9 protein-coding genes are annotated in these 16373 nt (G+C 63.8%); 4 read left to right on the top strand and 5 right to left on the bottom strand.

The window, feature by feature from the left end:
* The first annotated feature begins 221 nt into the window (after nucleotides 1-221).
* From AB0I43_RS29800 to AB0I43_RS29785, 4 genes are all read left to right on the top strand, one after another.
* The gene (locus AB0I43_RS29800) at nucleotides 222-3074 is read left to right on the top strand and encodes a TIR domain-containing protein (RefSeq protein WP_357433005.1); all 2853 of its coding nucleotides are present in this window, start codon (nucleotides 222-224) and stop codon (nucleotides 3072-3074) included.
* Nucleotides 3075-3703: 629 nt separating this feature from the next.
* Nucleotides 3704-4111, top strand: coding sequence for a DDE-type integrase/transposase/recombinase (locus AB0I43_RS29795; RefSeq protein ID WP_357433004.1), 408 nt, complete (start codon nucleotides 3704-3706; stop codon nucleotides 4109-4111).
* Between the two features lie 368 nt (nucleotides 4112-4479).
* Nucleotides 4480-7266, top strand: a complete 2787-nt coding sequence (locus AB0I43_RS29790; RefSeq protein WP_357433003.1) for a WD40 repeat domain-containing protein — start codon at nucleotides 4480-4482, stop codon at nucleotides 7264-7266.
* Entirely contained in the window at nucleotides 7259-9817 is a 2559-nt protein-coding gene (locus tag AB0I43_RS29785; protein WP_357433002.1) for a toll/interleukin-1 receptor domain-containing protein, read from the top strand. The genes AB0I43_RS29790 and AB0I43_RS29785 overlap by 8 nt, the downstream gene beginning before the upstream one ends.
* A 1011-nt stretch (nucleotides 9818-10828) precedes the next feature.
* Here the strand turns inward: AB0I43_RS29785 and AB0I43_RS29780 are convergent.
* The 5 genes from AB0I43_RS29780 to AB0I43_RS29760 all read right to left on the bottom strand — a co-directional run bounded on the left by AB0I43_RS29780 (nucleotide 10829) and on the right by AB0I43_RS29760 (nucleotide 16335).
* On the bottom strand, nucleotides 10829-11908 hold the full coding sequence (locus AB0I43_RS29780; protein WP_357433001.1) for a hypothetical protein: 1080 nt from the start codon (nucleotides 11906-11908) through the stop codon (nucleotides 10829-10831).
* A 132-nt stretch (nucleotides 11909-12040) separates the two neighbouring features.
* Nucleotides 12041-12724: a TetR/AcrR family transcriptional regulator gene (locus AB0I43_RS29775; protein ID WP_357433000.1), complete on the bottom strand. Its 684-nt coding sequence runs from the start codon at nucleotides 12722-12724 to the stop codon at nucleotides 12041-12043.
* Between the two features lie 56 nt (nucleotides 12725-12780).
* The gene (locus AB0I43_RS29770) at nucleotides 12781-13551 is read right to left on the bottom strand and encodes an ATP-binding cassette domain-containing protein (RefSeq protein WP_357432999.1); all 771 of its coding nucleotides are present in this window, start codon (nucleotides 13549-13551) and stop codon (nucleotides 12781-12783) included.
* A complete protein-coding gene (locus tag AB0I43_RS29765) occupies nucleotides 13548-14345 on the bottom strand; it encodes an ATP-binding cassette domain-containing protein (RefSeq protein WP_357432998.1) in 798 nt (265 codons plus the stop codon). Before AB0I43_RS29765 ends, AB0I43_RS29770 begins: the two co-directional genes overlap by 4 nt.
* On the bottom strand, nucleotides 14338-16335 hold the full coding sequence (locus tag AB0I43_RS29760; protein ID WP_357432997.1) for an ABC transporter permease: 1998 nt from the start codon (nucleotides 16333-16335) through the stop codon (nucleotides 14338-14340). The genes AB0I43_RS29765 and AB0I43_RS29760 overlap by 8 nt, the downstream gene beginning before the upstream one ends.
* Between the last annotated feature and the right edge of the window lie 38 nt (nucleotides 16336-16373).

Genomic DNA, 16373 nt, shown 5'->3' with positions numbered 1-16373 from the left:
CCGCAAGGCTCTCACAGTCCCCGGACCGAAATCACGGGGTCAGGTCAATGCGTCTTGGGGCGGAGGACCTTCGATCATTCGTCGCGTACCAAGTCTGGACGTGCCCTGGCTAGGCTACGATCACTGAACCGAAGCAAGTCGCGGTACTGCGATGTGAGCTCGGTGGGGCACGGATGCGTCGGCCTGCCGCGATCGACACAATGGAGACGAAGGATCGGCTCATGCAGGTATCTGTCGCCGGCAACTTGAGGTCTCGAGCGCGCGACTCTCATTTCGATATCTTCCTCTCCTACAGTCGCGCGGTCGACAGTAAGTTGGCTCCTGAACTACAGCGATGTCTCGCTCGCCTGGCTAAGCCGTGGAATAAGGCGCGCGCGCTGCGGGTGTTCCGGGATAAGACCGACCTCGGTGCCGCCCCAAGCTTGACTATGGAGATCGAGAACGCGCTGCAGGGGTCGCGTTACTTTCTACTCCTCGCCTCACCTGAATCAGCCGCCTCGAAATGGGTTGGGCGAGAGATCCAATATTGGCAGCAGCACAAAGACTCGGAAAAGTTCCTTATCGCAGTGACCGACGGTGTCATCGAATGGGACGAAATACGCGGCGACTTCGACTGGTCGACGACCACCGCTATCCCGAGCTTCCTGGCCGGATATTTCGCCTCCGAACCGATCTGGGAAGACCTTCGTTTCGCGCGGGGAAATGATCAGTTGTCACTACGCCATAGCGAATTCCGCCGTGCTAGTGCTTCTTTGGCTGCACCCGCACGCAATATGTCGAAGGAGCAGCTCGACAGCGATGACGTCCGTCAGTACCGAACGCTAACCAGGCTGCGAAACGCCGCGATTGTCGGGCTCGTCGCGCTCTTGGCGGTCGCAATCGCCACCGGTATCGGATTCTTGATACAACGCAACGATGCGCGCCATCAAAGGGATCTCGTCGTAGTGCGCCAGTTGCTCACCGAGTCAAGCAATTTGGCGAACAGCAATCCTGAATTGGCTAGGCTCCTCGCTGTTGCCGCTACTGAACTCGACCCGGCAACGGAGTCCGGGAGCACGCGGGCTGCGCTTCGCAAAGCACTTCTGAACCCGCTTCGACACGTGATCCGGCACGAGCAGCTTATGGCATCGGACCTCAGCCCGGACGGTCGTACCCTCGCGACCGGCAGCAACGATGGAACAATCCGATTGACAGATGTCTCGACGGGACGAAAAATCCGTGAATTCAGCGCATCGGCCAGCGTAAACTTCGCGCTTGCATTCAGTCCTGACGGCCGAAAGATCGCCGCGGGTAGTGTCACCAATACGGCCAGCGTATGGGACGCCTCCACGGGAAATCTGCTGTACACTTTAAATAGTGGAGGGCTGGGAAATTTCTACAGAGTAGTGTTCAGTCCCGACGGATCAACGCTGGCAACAAGTACGGGGAACAATACTGTGATCCTGTGGGACGTCGAATCCGGCATGCAGCGCACAATACTCGACGACAGCAAATCCGTTGAGTTCAGCCCGGACGGAACGATAATTGCGACCGGCAGCGAAGGCGGGCTTGCCCGGTTGTGGAAAACCGGGAACGGACAAAAACTCGCAGAGTTCACTGGCGACGCCGTCCCGGTGAACGCTCTCATATTCAGTCCAGACAACAAAATTCTGGCGGTCGGCGTGCTAGGCCCGATTGTGCGTCTCTGGGACACGCGCACTCATCAACTCATCCACGCGCTCGACAACGGATCGGTGGCCTGGGGGCATACGTTCAGTCCCGACAGTCAGACGCTCGTCACCGGAGCCGGCGACGAAAAAGCTGTCCGGTTCTGGGACACCGCATCCGGTGAGGTGCGAGCCACCCTCACAGGCGAGACCGTCGCCTTCGGTGGAAGAACAACCGCTGCGACCGGAGGCGCCGACGGACATGTCCGTCTGTGGGACACCGCAACCGGACAACGGCTCGGCGACTTCGCAGGTCATACAGGACCCGTCAAGACCGTCGCGTTCACTGCCGACGGCACCACGCTCGCATCCACGAGCGACGACGACACAGTCAGACTATGGCAGCCGATCATCAGACGACCAACCGCACTCCATGGCGCGGCGGTCGACGCCATCACCGAGCATCTGCGTCAGGGTAAGTCCTTGAGACCCACCTTGAGCCCGGACGGGCATACGCTCGCGACTAGCGGCCGACCCGCCCGCCTATGGGATACCGCCACCGGCCGGCTTCGAGTAGCAATAACGACTCGCCATGTAGGCGATGTACGAGCAGAACTCTTCAGCGCGGAGAGCGAAATTCTTGCCACCACCGATTACGACAGTGACTGGGTTCAAATATGGGATCTCAAGTCGAAGAAGCTCTTAATCGATATTCCGACAGGACGAGCCGGTGCCCTGGGACTCGATGCTTTCACCGAGAGCGCCGCAGTGATCGCAACATCGGGACAAAACTCAATCCGCTTGTGGGACACTGCTACCGGAGAGCTTATAAACGAATATCCAGCTGCGCCCAACTCGCGAGCTATATTCAGTCCTGACGGAACGACCCTCATGACGATCAAGAACGGAAATCGCGAACTACAATTTTGGGACACCCTGTCCGGAACGTTGCGGAGAACGCTGCCGGGGCAATCCTGCCTCCGACGCATCGAAGCGATCAGTCCCGACGGAACGACCCTGGCAACCTCCGACGGTCGCGTTATCTGTGTGTGGGATCTGTCTTCTGGTGGCTCGAAACTCCTGACCGGCCCCGCCAACACAGTCTTCGGCGTCACATTCAGTCACGATTCCGCGATCCTCGCCACCGGCGATCACGATCACTTCGTGCATCTCTGGGATGTCCGAACTGGGCAATCCCTCACCGAGCATCTCGCCGGCCATCAGAAGTCCGTACGCGACGTGGCGCTAAGTCCCGACGGCAGAACACTTCTGGCGGTCGATGACGAAGCAACGATCCTCTCCTGGGATATCAGCGCGTTGGCGGGAGACCTTATAGCCAATGCTTGCGCACAGGCCGGACGTTCCCTCACCGCCCAGGAGCGCGACTTCTATCTACCCGGCTATGAGCTTCGTGGATGCCGGACCTGAGTATTGCCGCGTCGAAGCGCAGAGCGCCTGGCGAATTGGGCACGGCTGCAATGCGATTGCTGCTCCACTCGTTCCAGTCCGCGTGCAATCATGAGGCGACACACGGTGTCCCTTCCATATTGCACCCCGCTACACTCCACCCGGCACTGACAAGTCGGTGGAGCATGAATGGGTACCGGGATTGCAGACCTGGCCACCGATGCGTTTCTGACCCAGGTGTGAACCGTTACGGGTTGGGGGCCGCATCTTCCTAGTGGAAGATGGTCGACATGATGGCGAAGCGTTACCCGCCCGAGGTTCGCAAGAAGGCCGTTCGCCTGGTCTTGGAACGCCTCGATGAGTTCGAGTCCCCGTATTCCGCCGCTCGTGCGATCGGCCTGCGGTCGATGTGCACTATGAGACGTTGCGGGTGTGAGTGAAGAAGGCCCGGGCCGAGGGGTCTCGGCCGGGCAAGGAATCGACGGCGGGTGGACTGGCTGCGGCCGAGCGTGAGGCGCTGGACAAGCTCCGCAAGGATGGTGCGCTTGGTACGCACAGAATCCAGTTCGCGCCAGAGACTTACCGCAAAGCACGCCGCCGGCCCGCTTCAGCACGCGACATCGCCTATGCGTATATGGAGAACGCTCTGCGTGACCTGGCAGGCAGCCCGGAGCAGATGGTATGGGCGCCGCAAGATGACGCGCTATCTGCGCCGTCCCGGCCACCGGGTGGCCTTCGGCACCGTCGACCGGATCATGCGCGAACTAGGAATGAACGGTGTCGTGCGAGGCTGTAGACATCGGGCCACGATCCCGGAGAAGGGCGGGATCTGTGCTGGTGACAAGCTCAACAGAGACTTCTCCGCCACCGCACCGAATCTGGTGTGGGTCGATTTCACCTACTTCTCGGCCTGGACCGGGTGGGCCTATGTTGCATTCATCTTCGACGCCTACTCTCGGGCGATCGTGGGCTGGACCACCGCCGCCACGAAAACCTCAGCGCTTGTGTCCAAAGCGCTGAACCTGGCTTTTTGGCGATCGAACTGGGATCTATCGTAACGATCTGCTCGCCGCAGTACTCGCGCTCGATGACGCGCTGGCAACCTCCTACGGTACGACAGAGGCGAATCGACACTGGCTATGATCTTGCGTCTACGCAAGAAGTCGGATGCTCATCCCGAATACCGGGACACGTTGGAGAACGCGCTGCGCGTCGCGGGAGAAGAGACCAGCTCCGAAGCTATCACGACAGCCCGAACCCTCGCACCCACATGGCTTCCCCGTCGAGCCCGTCCGGAGTGTCGGCGGCGATGCACGGAGTCCTCGAAGAACAAGCGACTTCCGCGACGCGATATTCATACCGCCACAGTCTTTTCGAGTACTGCTATACCCGAGCGACGGCGCCGCATCTCTGCCAGGATCGCCCTGTGGATCAGACCCTGCGCGCGACGACGGCCAAGCCCTCCACACCACAACGGATAGATGTCCTGTATCGCACGGAAGATCTCGCCGAGATCCGAGACCTACTGGACGCGCTGGAGGCCGAAGGGCTCCGAGTCGCCGAACCGGTGGACGCCCCTCCTGACGATGTTCCGCTCGTCGTTCTCATCACCGAGGCGATGGTGTGTGAGACCGACGACAACACCTTACGCACGCGGGCACAGCCTTACCGCGACGTACTTCCGGTTTCGTTTCTTCACAGTGCCGCACCGTTTTTCGAGGAACTGAGTCAGGTCCTGGTCCGCAGGGTCGGTGTGAGCGCTACCGCGCGCCGTATAGCGACCGTCGCGCTGCACGGCGGCCAGGACATCGTCGCGTGGAATCGACTCACCGACGACGCGATCAAATGGAGCGAGTCACGCGCGACCGCGAGCACCTCGCTGCTGCGGGACTCGACACTGCCAGACGCGCTACGGCTGTTGCAGTCCACTCCGGCCGAGGCCTCGCCGCATATGGCGACCGTGCGCGCATACGTCGCCGAGAGTTCGATGGCTTTGGCGAAACGTCGACGGCGATGGGGAACAACGATAGCCTGCGTCGCCACGGCGCTGGTCGTCCTCATCGCCTTCGCCGCGATTCGCACGGTCGACGCGCAGCGTGCGCGCACCGCGGCCGAGCGTGCCGACGCGATCGCCACCGCGGATCGGCTGAGCCGTGATGCATTACGGCTCATCGGTGCCGACCCGGACCTGCCGAGTATTCTGATCGACCGGGCAATCGGCTACGCCGACACCGACGTCGTTCGAGGTGCGGCGGCCGCAGTCGCATCGGCGACCTGGCCGCACACCTCCCACCGCCTCGACTACATCCCCCGCGACGTCGACGCCGCGCAGACCTCGGACCGCATTGCGGTCACGGCCTACTACGACACCACTGTCCGGGTATACGAATCGGCGGGTGGACGACTGCTCGGCACCTTCGACTATCACGAAGACGGTGAACGCGGCGGTGGCGACGGCCGCATGAGCCCCAACGGCTCGATGCTCGCGACAACCGAACGCCTGCCCGGCCCGATCAAGGTCTTCGACGTCGATTCCGGGGCCCGTCTCGCGGAGCCGGATCGATGGCGCACACCCGATGATCGGATGCTCGGATGGTGGGACGACGCCCAACTGCTGGTGGCTCGCGGACCAAGGCTTCTGCGGGTCGACGTGAAAACCGGTGCTGTGCAGAAACTCCTAACTGTAGCCGACGGCGCCGCTGTCAAGAGCGCGAGTCGCAGCCCGAACGGCGACCATCTCGCGGTCGCCACCGATGCCTCGGTTCTGTTCGTTGATGGGCGCACCTTCGCGATCCGTGGCGCGGTCGAAGCGCAAGGTGTGACTGAGTTCCAGATGAACGACGACGGCGACCATGTACTGGCTGTGCCGGACGGAGGTGACCTGACCGTACTCACGCTGGGGGAGACCGCCGAGGAAAGTTCCTCTGACGGCTATGGACTCCCCGCACGGGAAATCATCACCCTCGACGAGCTTTTCGCTGCAGTCGGTCACCAAGCGGGCGAGTTGAGCATCGTGTCACCCACGCACGGGAATCGGAATTACACCCAACTTATTCGCGCGCACACCGCAGGGCAGGTACGGGTGGACAGACTGCGCAACGGACAGGTGGTGACCGTGGCGCTGGATCAGTTCCTCCGGGTATGGGACGCACCTGATTCGGATCAACTCGGCAAGCCGACCGCCGCGGGCATAGTCGACCCGAGCGTGAGGATGACCGATGCTTTCGTCGACATCGACCCGATCGCTTCCGCACGAAACCAGATTCGGCATACCGCCGACGATCGATACGCGGTGACCCTGGTGCCGGGATACGCGCGAGTCTTCGAGCGTTTGACGTTGTCCGGATCCGAGAAGCGTTACTTCTTCTCAGGGCTAACCACCGATGTATTCCTCTCCGACAACGGCAAGTACATCGTCGTGGTGGGTGAGGATCGTGTTCGGGTCTATTCCTTCGACGATCGAGAGCAGTTCTGGGGTGATGCCGGGAAAAGGGAACTCCGGGGCCAACCCCTCCCCATGGCGATCGGTGCGGGCAAAGCCGGATTGGCGGCGATCAGCGAGGACGGCGCGACGGTCGTGATCGCGGACGAAAAAACCGTGTCAGCGTGGCACATGCCGAATTCCACCGTGGACAGCCACGATTACGACCCCGCGAGCGCGCCGGTCGTCCTTGGTGCGGCACCGGACGGGAAGGTGACGGTTGTGACCGCCAACGGTAAAATCCGTGACGGCCTCGGTACCGAGCAGAATGTGCCGGGCCCGATCGAGTTGGGCTCCGGCGACCGCACGATCGCGGCAGGTGAATACCTCGACCAGGCTCATCTAATGCTGGTGACAATGGGAGGCGAGTTGGTCGAACTGCGCGACGGACGGACCCGAATCGTTGGTGCGATCGGTAGGCAGATGAAACCGTTCGCCGTTCGCAGCGCGCCGGACGATGGACTCGTCTCCGTCATGACGCACTCCGGAGTAATGGTTCTCGACATCCGACGAGGCACTGTGGTGTTCGGTGAACCCGCTCGCGGACGCGCACTCGTCACAGATGTCGCCTTCACCGAGAATGCGGCCGGCCTGGTGTTCGTCACCGAGATCGGCACGGTCCGCACACTCGACTTCGCTGACCGACCGTCTACCGGCATCCGTCTCCCACGCGCGGCGACCGCCGAAGAATTCAGGGCATTCAGCCTGAACGGAGGACAGGGGAATGGCTGATATCGCTATCTCGTACTCTCATGCGGATCGGGAGACGGCCGAAGCGGCCTCCGAGGAATTGCGTACGGCGGGCTATTCGGTGTGGATGGACGAATCCGGCGAATACTCTCGCACCGCCGAAGCCGTCAATCTACCGGTGGGACAGCAGCATTGGAAGGTGATCCAGAACGAATTCGCAGCCGCGGATCTGGTGATCGTTCTCGATACGCCAAGATGGCGCGCTTCGGAGTACTGCCGGAAGGAATTCGAGTTTCTGCTGGAGTGGGGCAAGTGGACCGCTTTCCACGTCCCGGGATCGGGCCCGGTCACCGCACACGCCTCAGAACTCGTGGCACGTCGCCGCGTCACCGGCGCGCACGCCAGAATCGTCGCCTTGGCGCGATCGAACGATATCCATTCGAGGTCGCTGGTCGAGAGGCTACTTCGTCACTCCGAGGCCGAGGACGCCGAAATCGTCCTGTCCGCCGACGCGCCCGCCGCCGGTATCTCGGTCGATGAGACGCTAAAAAACACTGCGGTCGCCGTCATGCACCATGCCCGCCGTGCACGACGACGGCTGTGGCAGGGCGCGACCACGGCGACCGCGATCTTGGCGGTACTCGCGGTCGTCGGTTCGATCGCCTGGACCATCGCGGCCGCCCAGCGCGATGCCGCCACCCGGTCGGCGAATTTCTCCCAGTCACTGAATCTGGCATCCAGATCGCTCGACGAAGTCGACTCGGGTCGGGCACTCGGACTCGCGAACGAGGCCGTCGCCCATTCCGGCACTCCAGCGGCCGTCGAAGCGCTCGAGATCGCGACCGCCAACGATCGCAGGCTACGCACGTTCGCCGTCGATCGTCGCGAATACGTCGGAGCGGCTTGGGCACCGGACGCGCCAGTCATCGTCGCATACTCGCGCACGGCACTGCAGCAGTTCGATGCCCGAACGGGGCGACAGCTCGGCTCGATCACTCTCGACGAGGACACCAGGATCAAGTCGATCGCCGTGTCGGCCTCCGGTCACACCGTCGCCTTCACTGATGGCAATCTGAATATCGCCGACTTCGCCTCTGGGACGACTCGACAGATCATCGGCAACGTCGAGTTGGTCGCCACCGGAGATGGGACTGATATCTGGTACTCGACCCCGTGGGATGGCGGCGCACTGCTGAATCGCGCGGCATTCGCCGACATCGACGATACCGTCGAGTTTCGACTTCCCGCCAGGCCGACGGCCATGACGATCGACGCGCGACAACGGATACTCGACTACACCGACGGCCGAGGGAAACTGCACACCGCGAAGTACACCGACAGCGGCATCCAGGAGACCGCGGTTACTGAAATCGTGCCGGAGACCGAGATGGAGTCGACGTCTTCGGGAGCGAGCGTCACTCGTTGCGGTGACAACGTCTTCGGGTTGATCCCGAAGAAGACAATATGGGAAGCGAGTTTCGCGGCGACCGCGACAGGCGTCACCGTCGACCGGGCCGCGTTCGGACTCAACCGCCACATATGCAATTCCGATTCCTCGGCATGGGCGACAGGGCCCGCCATGACCGATCTGATGACCTTCGCGGGCGCGAAACGGCCCTACATCCCGTGGGGCGCCAATCGGTACGTCACCGCGCTGGACACGACCGGTTCGCGCGCGGCAGTCGTCACACCCGATGGCTGGCTCTACATCATGCCCGGTGCGCGCATCGAGTACGGAGATGCGGGGGAGATCCACGCGCTGGTGAAGATCGGCCGAAATGAATTCGGAATCCGAGCCGACGGCGACGTCGTCGATCTTTCCAACAATGCAGTGACCGGCCACGTCGAAAGCACGACACTGCTCTCCCCAATGGCCTCCGCAATCGGTGATACCGCCGTCATCGGCGCCGACAATGGAATCTTGCGGGTCGACGGGAACGGGGCGACGACACTGGCCGTTCCGATGGACGGTATGACTATCCGAGGGACGCGCGCAGGTTCGGATGCAAATACCTTCGTCATCACAGCTACGAACGCGGTAACTTTGCTCGGCACCGATGGCGCGGTGCGCACGATCCGCGCCGACTGGCTCGCGGACGACAACCACCTGATAGATGGCGACATCTCCCCAGACGGCGGCACCGTCGTCGTGACCACGACCGCAGGGCAAGTCGCCCTGATCGACGTGAAATCGCCTTCGAGACCTAGGTTCTGGGGTGAACGCATGCCACCTGGATCGGTAACGTTCGCTGCGTTCACTCCGGCCACCGGAAAGATCCTCGTTACCGGCGCCGATGGCATCGCGCGCCTGATGAACTCGGACTTCGCGGTGCAGGCGACCGCGTTCGTCGGCGACGCTCCCAAACAGGCCGAGATATTCGGCCCAGTCACGGTGGTCACTTCACCGCGCAATGGAATTGCCGTCTACGACACCGAGACTCTCGCGCTCCGCGACCGGATTCCGCCCACTGTGACAAGCATCACCTCCGTAATGTTCGACTCCACGACCAGTTCATTGCTCGGATTACGTCCACACGATTCGACGGAGGAAAAAGACGCGAGTCGCGTGTATATACCACTTCCCACGCTGTAGGGCGCATCACCTCACCACCGTCTCCGGGCCGCCCGGCGGCGAAATACCGAAGTGAAGGAGCACCTATCGGAGTTCGGTTCCTAGTCGTCGCCAGCGGATGAGTACGGCGGCGAGGCCGAAGAATCCGTGCAATAAGCGGGACGCTCGGGTCATACGCTGAGCGATCAGCAACTTTATCTGACTGCCTGGGGCCTGGATCGGCGATCCGAACCGCTGTGCCGGAGTCCACGAAAGTCGCTGTAGTGAAGGTGGTCTGATAAATTCGAAATCGGCGGAGGCGATAATCGCCGAGCCATGGACGCCGGAGTAGCCGCTAGCTGGGCGTGCGCTGCAACCTGCATCCACCGATAACCGGCTCTCACACCCGGTGGACCGAATCACGGGATCCCGTCAATTGGAATCGGGTGCTGGCCTGCTGATGGTCGGCGCCCTTTATCGTTGAACGGCCATTCTTGTGCGTTCGTGAGATCCGCGGCAAGTAGCTATCGCCACAAATTAATGGGCGCGTTGGTGTGCGACACGCCGAGCCTGGCAATTCTCTACGCCGCCCGTAGGGGGCTACTCGTCGGAGAGCGTGAGCGGTTGGCCTAGCTTATATCCCCTATGTGGGTATCGTAGCTGTTCCGTCTCCATCGCGTGACTCAAGCGGAACTGCTACGAACCGACAGGTAGCGTTGCGGAGAAATGAGTCGCTCTTCCCATAGGTAGCGGGTAAGAAATGGTCTCTGATCAGGCTCTATTCGGACCGCACGCCATCATGACTCGGTGATCTGAGCTAGCCGAGAACACCCTGATCGGAGGCGGTTCTTCTCTCAGCTCACCGCCTCCGTACCGGTCTGTGACCCGTCTGAGGTCGGGAACAGCCTCGCTCCCTAGCGGGATACCGGGTGTGGGTAGGTGTTCCGTCGGCTGCGAGGATCCCGTCCCCGCGGCCCGATCACCGCCGTCCACGAAGCGTCCGACTTCCGGCAGGGAGATCCCTAACTAGAGATGTGCTCCGTATGCGCGGACTCAAAGGCCGTATCGGGCAAGGAACTCTTCGCGGATCCGGTCGAATAGTTGTTGGTATGCCATCCCGTAGGTGGCGGCGGTCGCCGACAACGTGGAGAACATGGCGGTTACGGGGTCGGGATCGGTGGACCCGGTATAGGCAGACAGCGCCATATGTTGCACAACGTGCTGGGGGCTGCCGGGGAGTCCATCGGCCAAGGTGAGTGTTATCGCAGGGTCGGTGTCGACGCGGTTCCGCAGCAGCGAGCCGTTGCCGAAATCCGCCGGCGGTTCACGATTGTCGTCCAAGGCGTCGAGCGCTTCGGCGAAGTCGGGGACTCGGTCCACACCGGCTTTTTCGAATGCGCGCCGCACGCACCATCGAGCCAGTGCCTGCTGGGTGTCGGGCGGTAGCGCGTCGAGTTCGTCGACGAGCTCTCGATCCAATCCGCCTATGCCGAACGCCGAGATCGCGTAGCGGGGGTTGCTGGGTGGACGTCCGCCCCAGTTCCGGATGGTGTCGTGTGCACGGGTGGCTTCGGGGCTGTCGTGTGCGACGCGCTGTACCGATCCGTCCGCGGCGAAGACGGTGACGGTGGTGGGGTCCGGTTGCGGGATGGTTTTCGCAGGCGAGGAGTGGGCGGCATCGGTTGTGCGGAGCACAGTGATACAGGTGCTGGCCGCTTGGCCCGGTGCGGGCCATAAACGCAGCCAGTATGTTTCGGTGGGCTCGGCGACTTCCAACGCCCAGGCGCGGTCGCGTCCGCGGGCGTGCGCGCGCACCTGGTAGCGGCCCGGCGGGAGCGGGTCGAACCCCTCGACGGGAACGCCGTCGAGTGTGAGGACCTGCAAGGGCCCCGTGGATTCGATAGCGGTTTCCTCGACGGTCTCCCAGTCATCGATCGATTCGGCGGCTGGAGCGGTGTCGTCGAGTTCGAGGGTCAGGGTGGCGGGTCCGTAGGCGATACCCGTTGCGATGGTGAGGAACTCGAGACCGGTCGACAGCAATGCCCCTTCGTGCTCGATGTCGAGGGTGTCGGTGGTGGGGTTAGCGAGAACGAATTGTTGATGATCGACCTGGACCGTCCCGGTGGCGCGCATTGTTACCCCTTCACAGAGAACTTGTCGCCGTCGGGGACGTCAAGGGAGTGGGGCTCAGCCCCAGTGCATGCGGGGAAGACTGGTTGAAGTGCCGCACAACCGCGAATCGGCAGGGGCATCGCTGCCCGCGGCTCAACTGTTTCCACTCTGTTTCTGCGCGGTCGCTCCGATCGCGCGCAGTTGCTCCGGTTCCACAGTTCGCAAGACCGCCAGGCACGCGGTGACGGCGACGTCGCAGGCGGCGTCGATGTCGGCGTCGGCGACGATGACGGCGCGGTAGGCGACGTCGAGGCTGATGCTGAGCAGCATTGTGGCGAGGGTGTCCGCGCCGTCGTGGATCGGTGTCCCCCGGGCGGCGTAGTTGGCTCGCAGCCGCTCGGCGATGCGGGGTTCGAGGGCGGCCGAGAGTCGTCTGCCGGGGTGCGCGTCGGCGTATCTGTTGTCGAGCAGCACACGAAATCCCTGCGGGTGGCGGCGGGCGTACGCGAAGAGGGACTCGACGGAATACCGAGCCCGCTGGCCGTATCGCATCGTCTCGCCGTGGTCGTAGATCTCGAACATCCAAGTGGTGAGCGCCGCGAGTTCTCGCTCGATCACGGCGTCGATCAGCGCGTCGCGGGAACCGAAGTGGGCGTACAGCGTTACCCGTGAGGTGTCGGCGCGCTGGGCGATCGTGTCCATGGTTGCGCGTGCCACGCCGACCTCGGCGAGCACGGCGCACGCCGCGTCCAGCAGTTCGGTATCGGTGGGCCGGTTACGGGTGCTGCGGCGGCGCGCGGGCGTCGTCCGCGGTCCGCTCTGCCCGGTTCCGGTCACGCTCCCCTCCCATATGCGTTGCTGTCCGTTGTCCGGCGTCCGACGCGGGGATGGGCTCAGGTGGCAGCCGAGCCCCCGGTGGACTCCTGGGTGGTACCGAAGTACGCCGCCTCGACCATATCGCGGCGCTTCCCGAGTTCGGCCGCCGAACCCGAGATGACCGCTCGGCCGTGATGCAGAACGACAGCCGAGTCGGCGATCGAGAAAGCCAGTTCGATGTGCTGCTCGACCAGGACGACGGCCATGTGCTGGTCGTCGGCGATCTCGCGCAACCGTGGCAGCAGGCCCTCGACCGCGATCGGCGACAGTCCGAGACTCAGTTCGTCGACGAGCAGGATCCTGGGCGCGCACAGCAGTGCTTTGGCCAATGCGAGCATCTGTTGTTCACCGCCGGACAGCGTGCCGCAGCGTCGGGCACGCATCGATCGCAAGGCGGGAAAGTAGTCGAAGACGTCATCGACCGCTGGGCCGTTCTTGCGCCGGGCCAGGCGGAGATTGTCCTCGACGGAGAGCCGATGGAACACGCCGCGGCTGTCCGGGACCAGAATGACGCCGCGGCGCGCGTTGCGCTCGACGCGATGGTCCAGGGCAGCGCCGAGTGCGTCGATGGTGCCCGAGATCAGGGGCAGGGCTCCGACGCACGCGAGCAGCGTGGTGGTTTTTCCCGCGCCGTTCGGTCCCAGCAGCGCGAGTATCTCGCCGGGCCGCACGCCCGCATGCAGATCCCGCACCGCGGGAACACCGCCGTATCCGACGGTGACCGCTTCGATGCTGAGCGCGAGATCTGTTCGGGCAAGCGGCTTTTCGGAGGTCACGGGGGTGCTCATTCGGTCTCTCCTGCCGATCGGGCGAGGGGGGTGCCCGCGCTACCGGTTCGTGCGCTACCCAAGTAGGCGGCGATCACCCGAGGGTTTTCCCGGACAGCGGCCGGTTCGCCCGCGGCGATGACCGCGCCGAAGTCCAGCACGTAGAGGCGCTCGCAGGTTTCGAGCACCAGGGCCATGTCGTGATCGATGAGCAGCACGCCGATACCGGAGGCCGCGATGCGCTGCAGGTGAATTCCGAATTCGCGGCTCTCGTGCGTGTCCAGGCCCGCGGCGGGTTCGTCGAGCAATACCACCTTGGTGCCGCCGACGAGCGCACGTGCCACGCCGACGAGCTTCTGCTGGCCGAGAGTCAATTCGTGGGGCCGGCAGCCCGCGACGCCCGGCACGCCGACCAGTTCCAGCGCGGCGTCGATGGCACCGCGCGGTGGTCTCGAGCTGCCGACTATATCGGTCAGCAGCGAACGCAGGCCGGTCGGTTGCAGGGCGACGGCCAGGTTCTGCTCGACTGTCAGATCGCCGAAAAGCTCGCCCGCCTGCCAGGTCCGGGCGAGTCCGCATCGGCGTCGCCGATGCGGGCCGAGGCGGTCGAGTGCGGTGCCGGCGAGTGTGACGTGTCCGGTGTAGGGGGTGAACCCCGTGACGGCGTCGACGAACGTTGTTTTACCCGCCCCGTTGGGGCCGATCAGGCCCACGATCTCGCCGGACCTGACCGCGACATCGATGCCGGTGTTGGCGGCGACGCCGCCGTAGCGCACCGAGAGGCCGGTGGTATTCAGCAGAGGCTGCTCAGACATGGGCGGTGGCCTTTCCCGCGTCGGTGACGGGCTCGTCCGCCGGTGGGCGCCGTGCGCCCCTCGAACGGAGATGCTCGAGCGCCGCGGCGGCGGCGCCGGTGATGCCGACCGGGTTGAGCACGGCCATCAGCAGCAGTACGCCCGCAGCGATGAGGTCGTAATACTCGCCGAGTTCCAGTGTCTGGTTGAGAAATACGTAGCCCACACCCAGCGGGCCGACCGCGCCCGCGGCGAAAGCGCCGGATACCGAGGTGATGCCACCGACATAGGTCATCGCCAGCAGGGTCAAGCCGATCATCACGGTGAAGGATCCCGCGGAGAGCTGACCTCGGCTGTAACCGATCAGGCACCCGCCGACGCCGGCGAGGAAAGCCGAGACGGCGAAGCCGAGTAATTTCGTTGCCGCGACATCGATTCCGACCGACGCCGCCGCGCGCTCGTTGGACCGCACCGCGAGCATGGCGCGGCCGGTCGTTCCCGACATGACGCGCATCACCGCGAGCGTGCAGACCGCGACGATCAGCAGAACCAGCAGGGCGAAGCGAAGGGTGACGAGATCGGTGCCCTCGCGGACACCGAGGTCGACTCCGAACAGACTCGGGTCGGCGATGAGGTTGCCCTGCGCGGGCGTCAACGACGGATTGTTGAACACGAAGCTCTGGATGGCGAGTGCGGCGGCCAGCGTCACCACCGCCAATTGGGCGCCGCGGATGCGCAGCGCGGGCACCCCGACAAGAATCCCCAGGGCTGTGGCCGTCGCGGCAGCCATGATGACGCCCACCGGGAACGGGATGTGCAATCCGTCGGACAGTTTCGACAGCGCGAAGCCCGCGGTGCCCGCGAAAGCCATACTGGCAAGGGAGATCTGACCCAGGTAGCCGGTGAGCAGCACCAGCGACAGCGCGATCAACGACAGGATGATCGAGGTGACCACACCGAACCGCCAGGTGCCGGTGGTGGCGAGGAGGGCGGCCACGGCGATCGCGAGCGTCAGCAGCACCGGCACGATCCGAATGCGCGGAATCCGGACTGCGGGCATCTTCACCGCGCCGAGCGCGCCGCGCGCCGGAATCCGTCCGCCCAGCAGGAACAGCGCGACGACGACGATGACGAACGGTACTGCGTCGCCGAGTCCGGCTTGCGCCCAGTTCGGCCACCAGTCCTTGGTGTCGACCCAGAGGATGACCGCCTGGAACGACCCCAGCGCCAGACCGGCCGCGCACGCGACGCCGAAGGATGACAACCGGCCGACCAGTGCCGCGGCCAATGCCGGTATGACGTAGAAGGTGTAGCTCGTCTCGTTCAATCCGATGGTGTAGGAGGCGAGTACACCGATCAGTCCGCACGCGGCGCCGGTCAGCGTCCAGATGATGCCGGCGAGCCGGTCGGGTGCGTATCCGGTCAGTCGTGCCGCGAGCTCGTCCTCGGAGGCGGCGCGAGTCGCGATGCCCGTGGTGGTGCGGGTGAAGTACACCCAGAGCCCCAGCGCGACGGCGATCGCTGTTCCGGCCAGGATCAAGTCGGAAACATTGATCAGAGCGCCCGCCACGGTCACGGTGTTCTCGGGGAGTATCGGTGTGGCGAAAAGGTTTTCGGTGTCGAATCGCAGACCGACCAGGGCCTGGATGAAGAGCATCAATCCGACCGAAGCGACGACCTGCGCCAGGACCGGCGCGTGGCGCAACGGCCGGAAGACGATCAGATGTGCCAGCACCGCCCACATCGCCGCCGAGGCGACTCCCAGTGTGACGGCCAAGGCGATCGGCGTCGGATCTGCCGTGCTACCGAGGGCGATGCTGCCGACGGGCAGGACGAAGGTCCCGTCCGTCCGCAGGGTGGCCACGACGTAGACAGCCCATAGGGCGAACGCCCCTTGCGCGAAATTGATGATTCCCGTCGCGGCGTGTACTCCGACCAGCGAGGTAGCCAGGACCGCGTAGACCGCGCCGGTAGACAGGCCTAGAAAGACGAACTGTAAGAACTGACCCATGTGCCTATTTCTCTGGATTTGCGAGGAGTCGGGGGCGG

The sequence above is a fragment of the Nocardia sp. NPDC050435 genome, from assembly GCF_040655395.1.
In the GTDB taxonomy this organism is placed as follows: domain Bacteria; phylum Actinomycetota; class Actinomycetes; order Mycobacteriales; family Mycobacteriaceae; genus Nocardia.
The sequence above is the reverse complement of the archived record's forward strand: the minus strand, read 5'-3'. Positions and strand labels throughout refer to the sequence as shown.

Excerpts from the sequence above, each read along its gene's own strand:
- AB0I43_RS29785 (WP_357433002.1), top strand. The coding sequence starts at position 7,259 with ATGGCTGATATCGCTATCTCGTACTCTCATGCGGATCGGGAGACGGCC.
- AB0I43_RS29760 (WP_357432997.1), bottom strand. The coding sequence starts at position 16,335 with ATGGGTCAGTTCTTACAGTTCGTCTTTCTAGGCCTGTCTACCGGCGCG.
- AB0I43_RS29780 (WP_357433001.1), bottom strand. The coding sequence starts at position 11,908 with ATGCGCGCCACCGGGACGGTCCAGGTCGATCATCAACAATTCGTTCTC.
- AB0I43_RS29770 (WP_357432999.1), bottom strand. The coding sequence starts at position 13,551 with ATGAGCACCCCCGTGACCTCCGAAAAGCCGCTTGCCCGAACAGATCTC.
- AB0I43_RS29765 (WP_357432998.1), bottom strand. The coding sequence starts at position 14,345 with ATGTCTGAGCAGCCTCTGCTGAATACCACCGGCCTCTCGGTGCGCTAC.
- AB0I43_RS29800 (WP_357433005.1), top strand. The coding sequence starts at position 222 with ATGCAGGTATCTGTCGCCGGCAACTTGAGGTCTCGAGCGCGCGACTCT.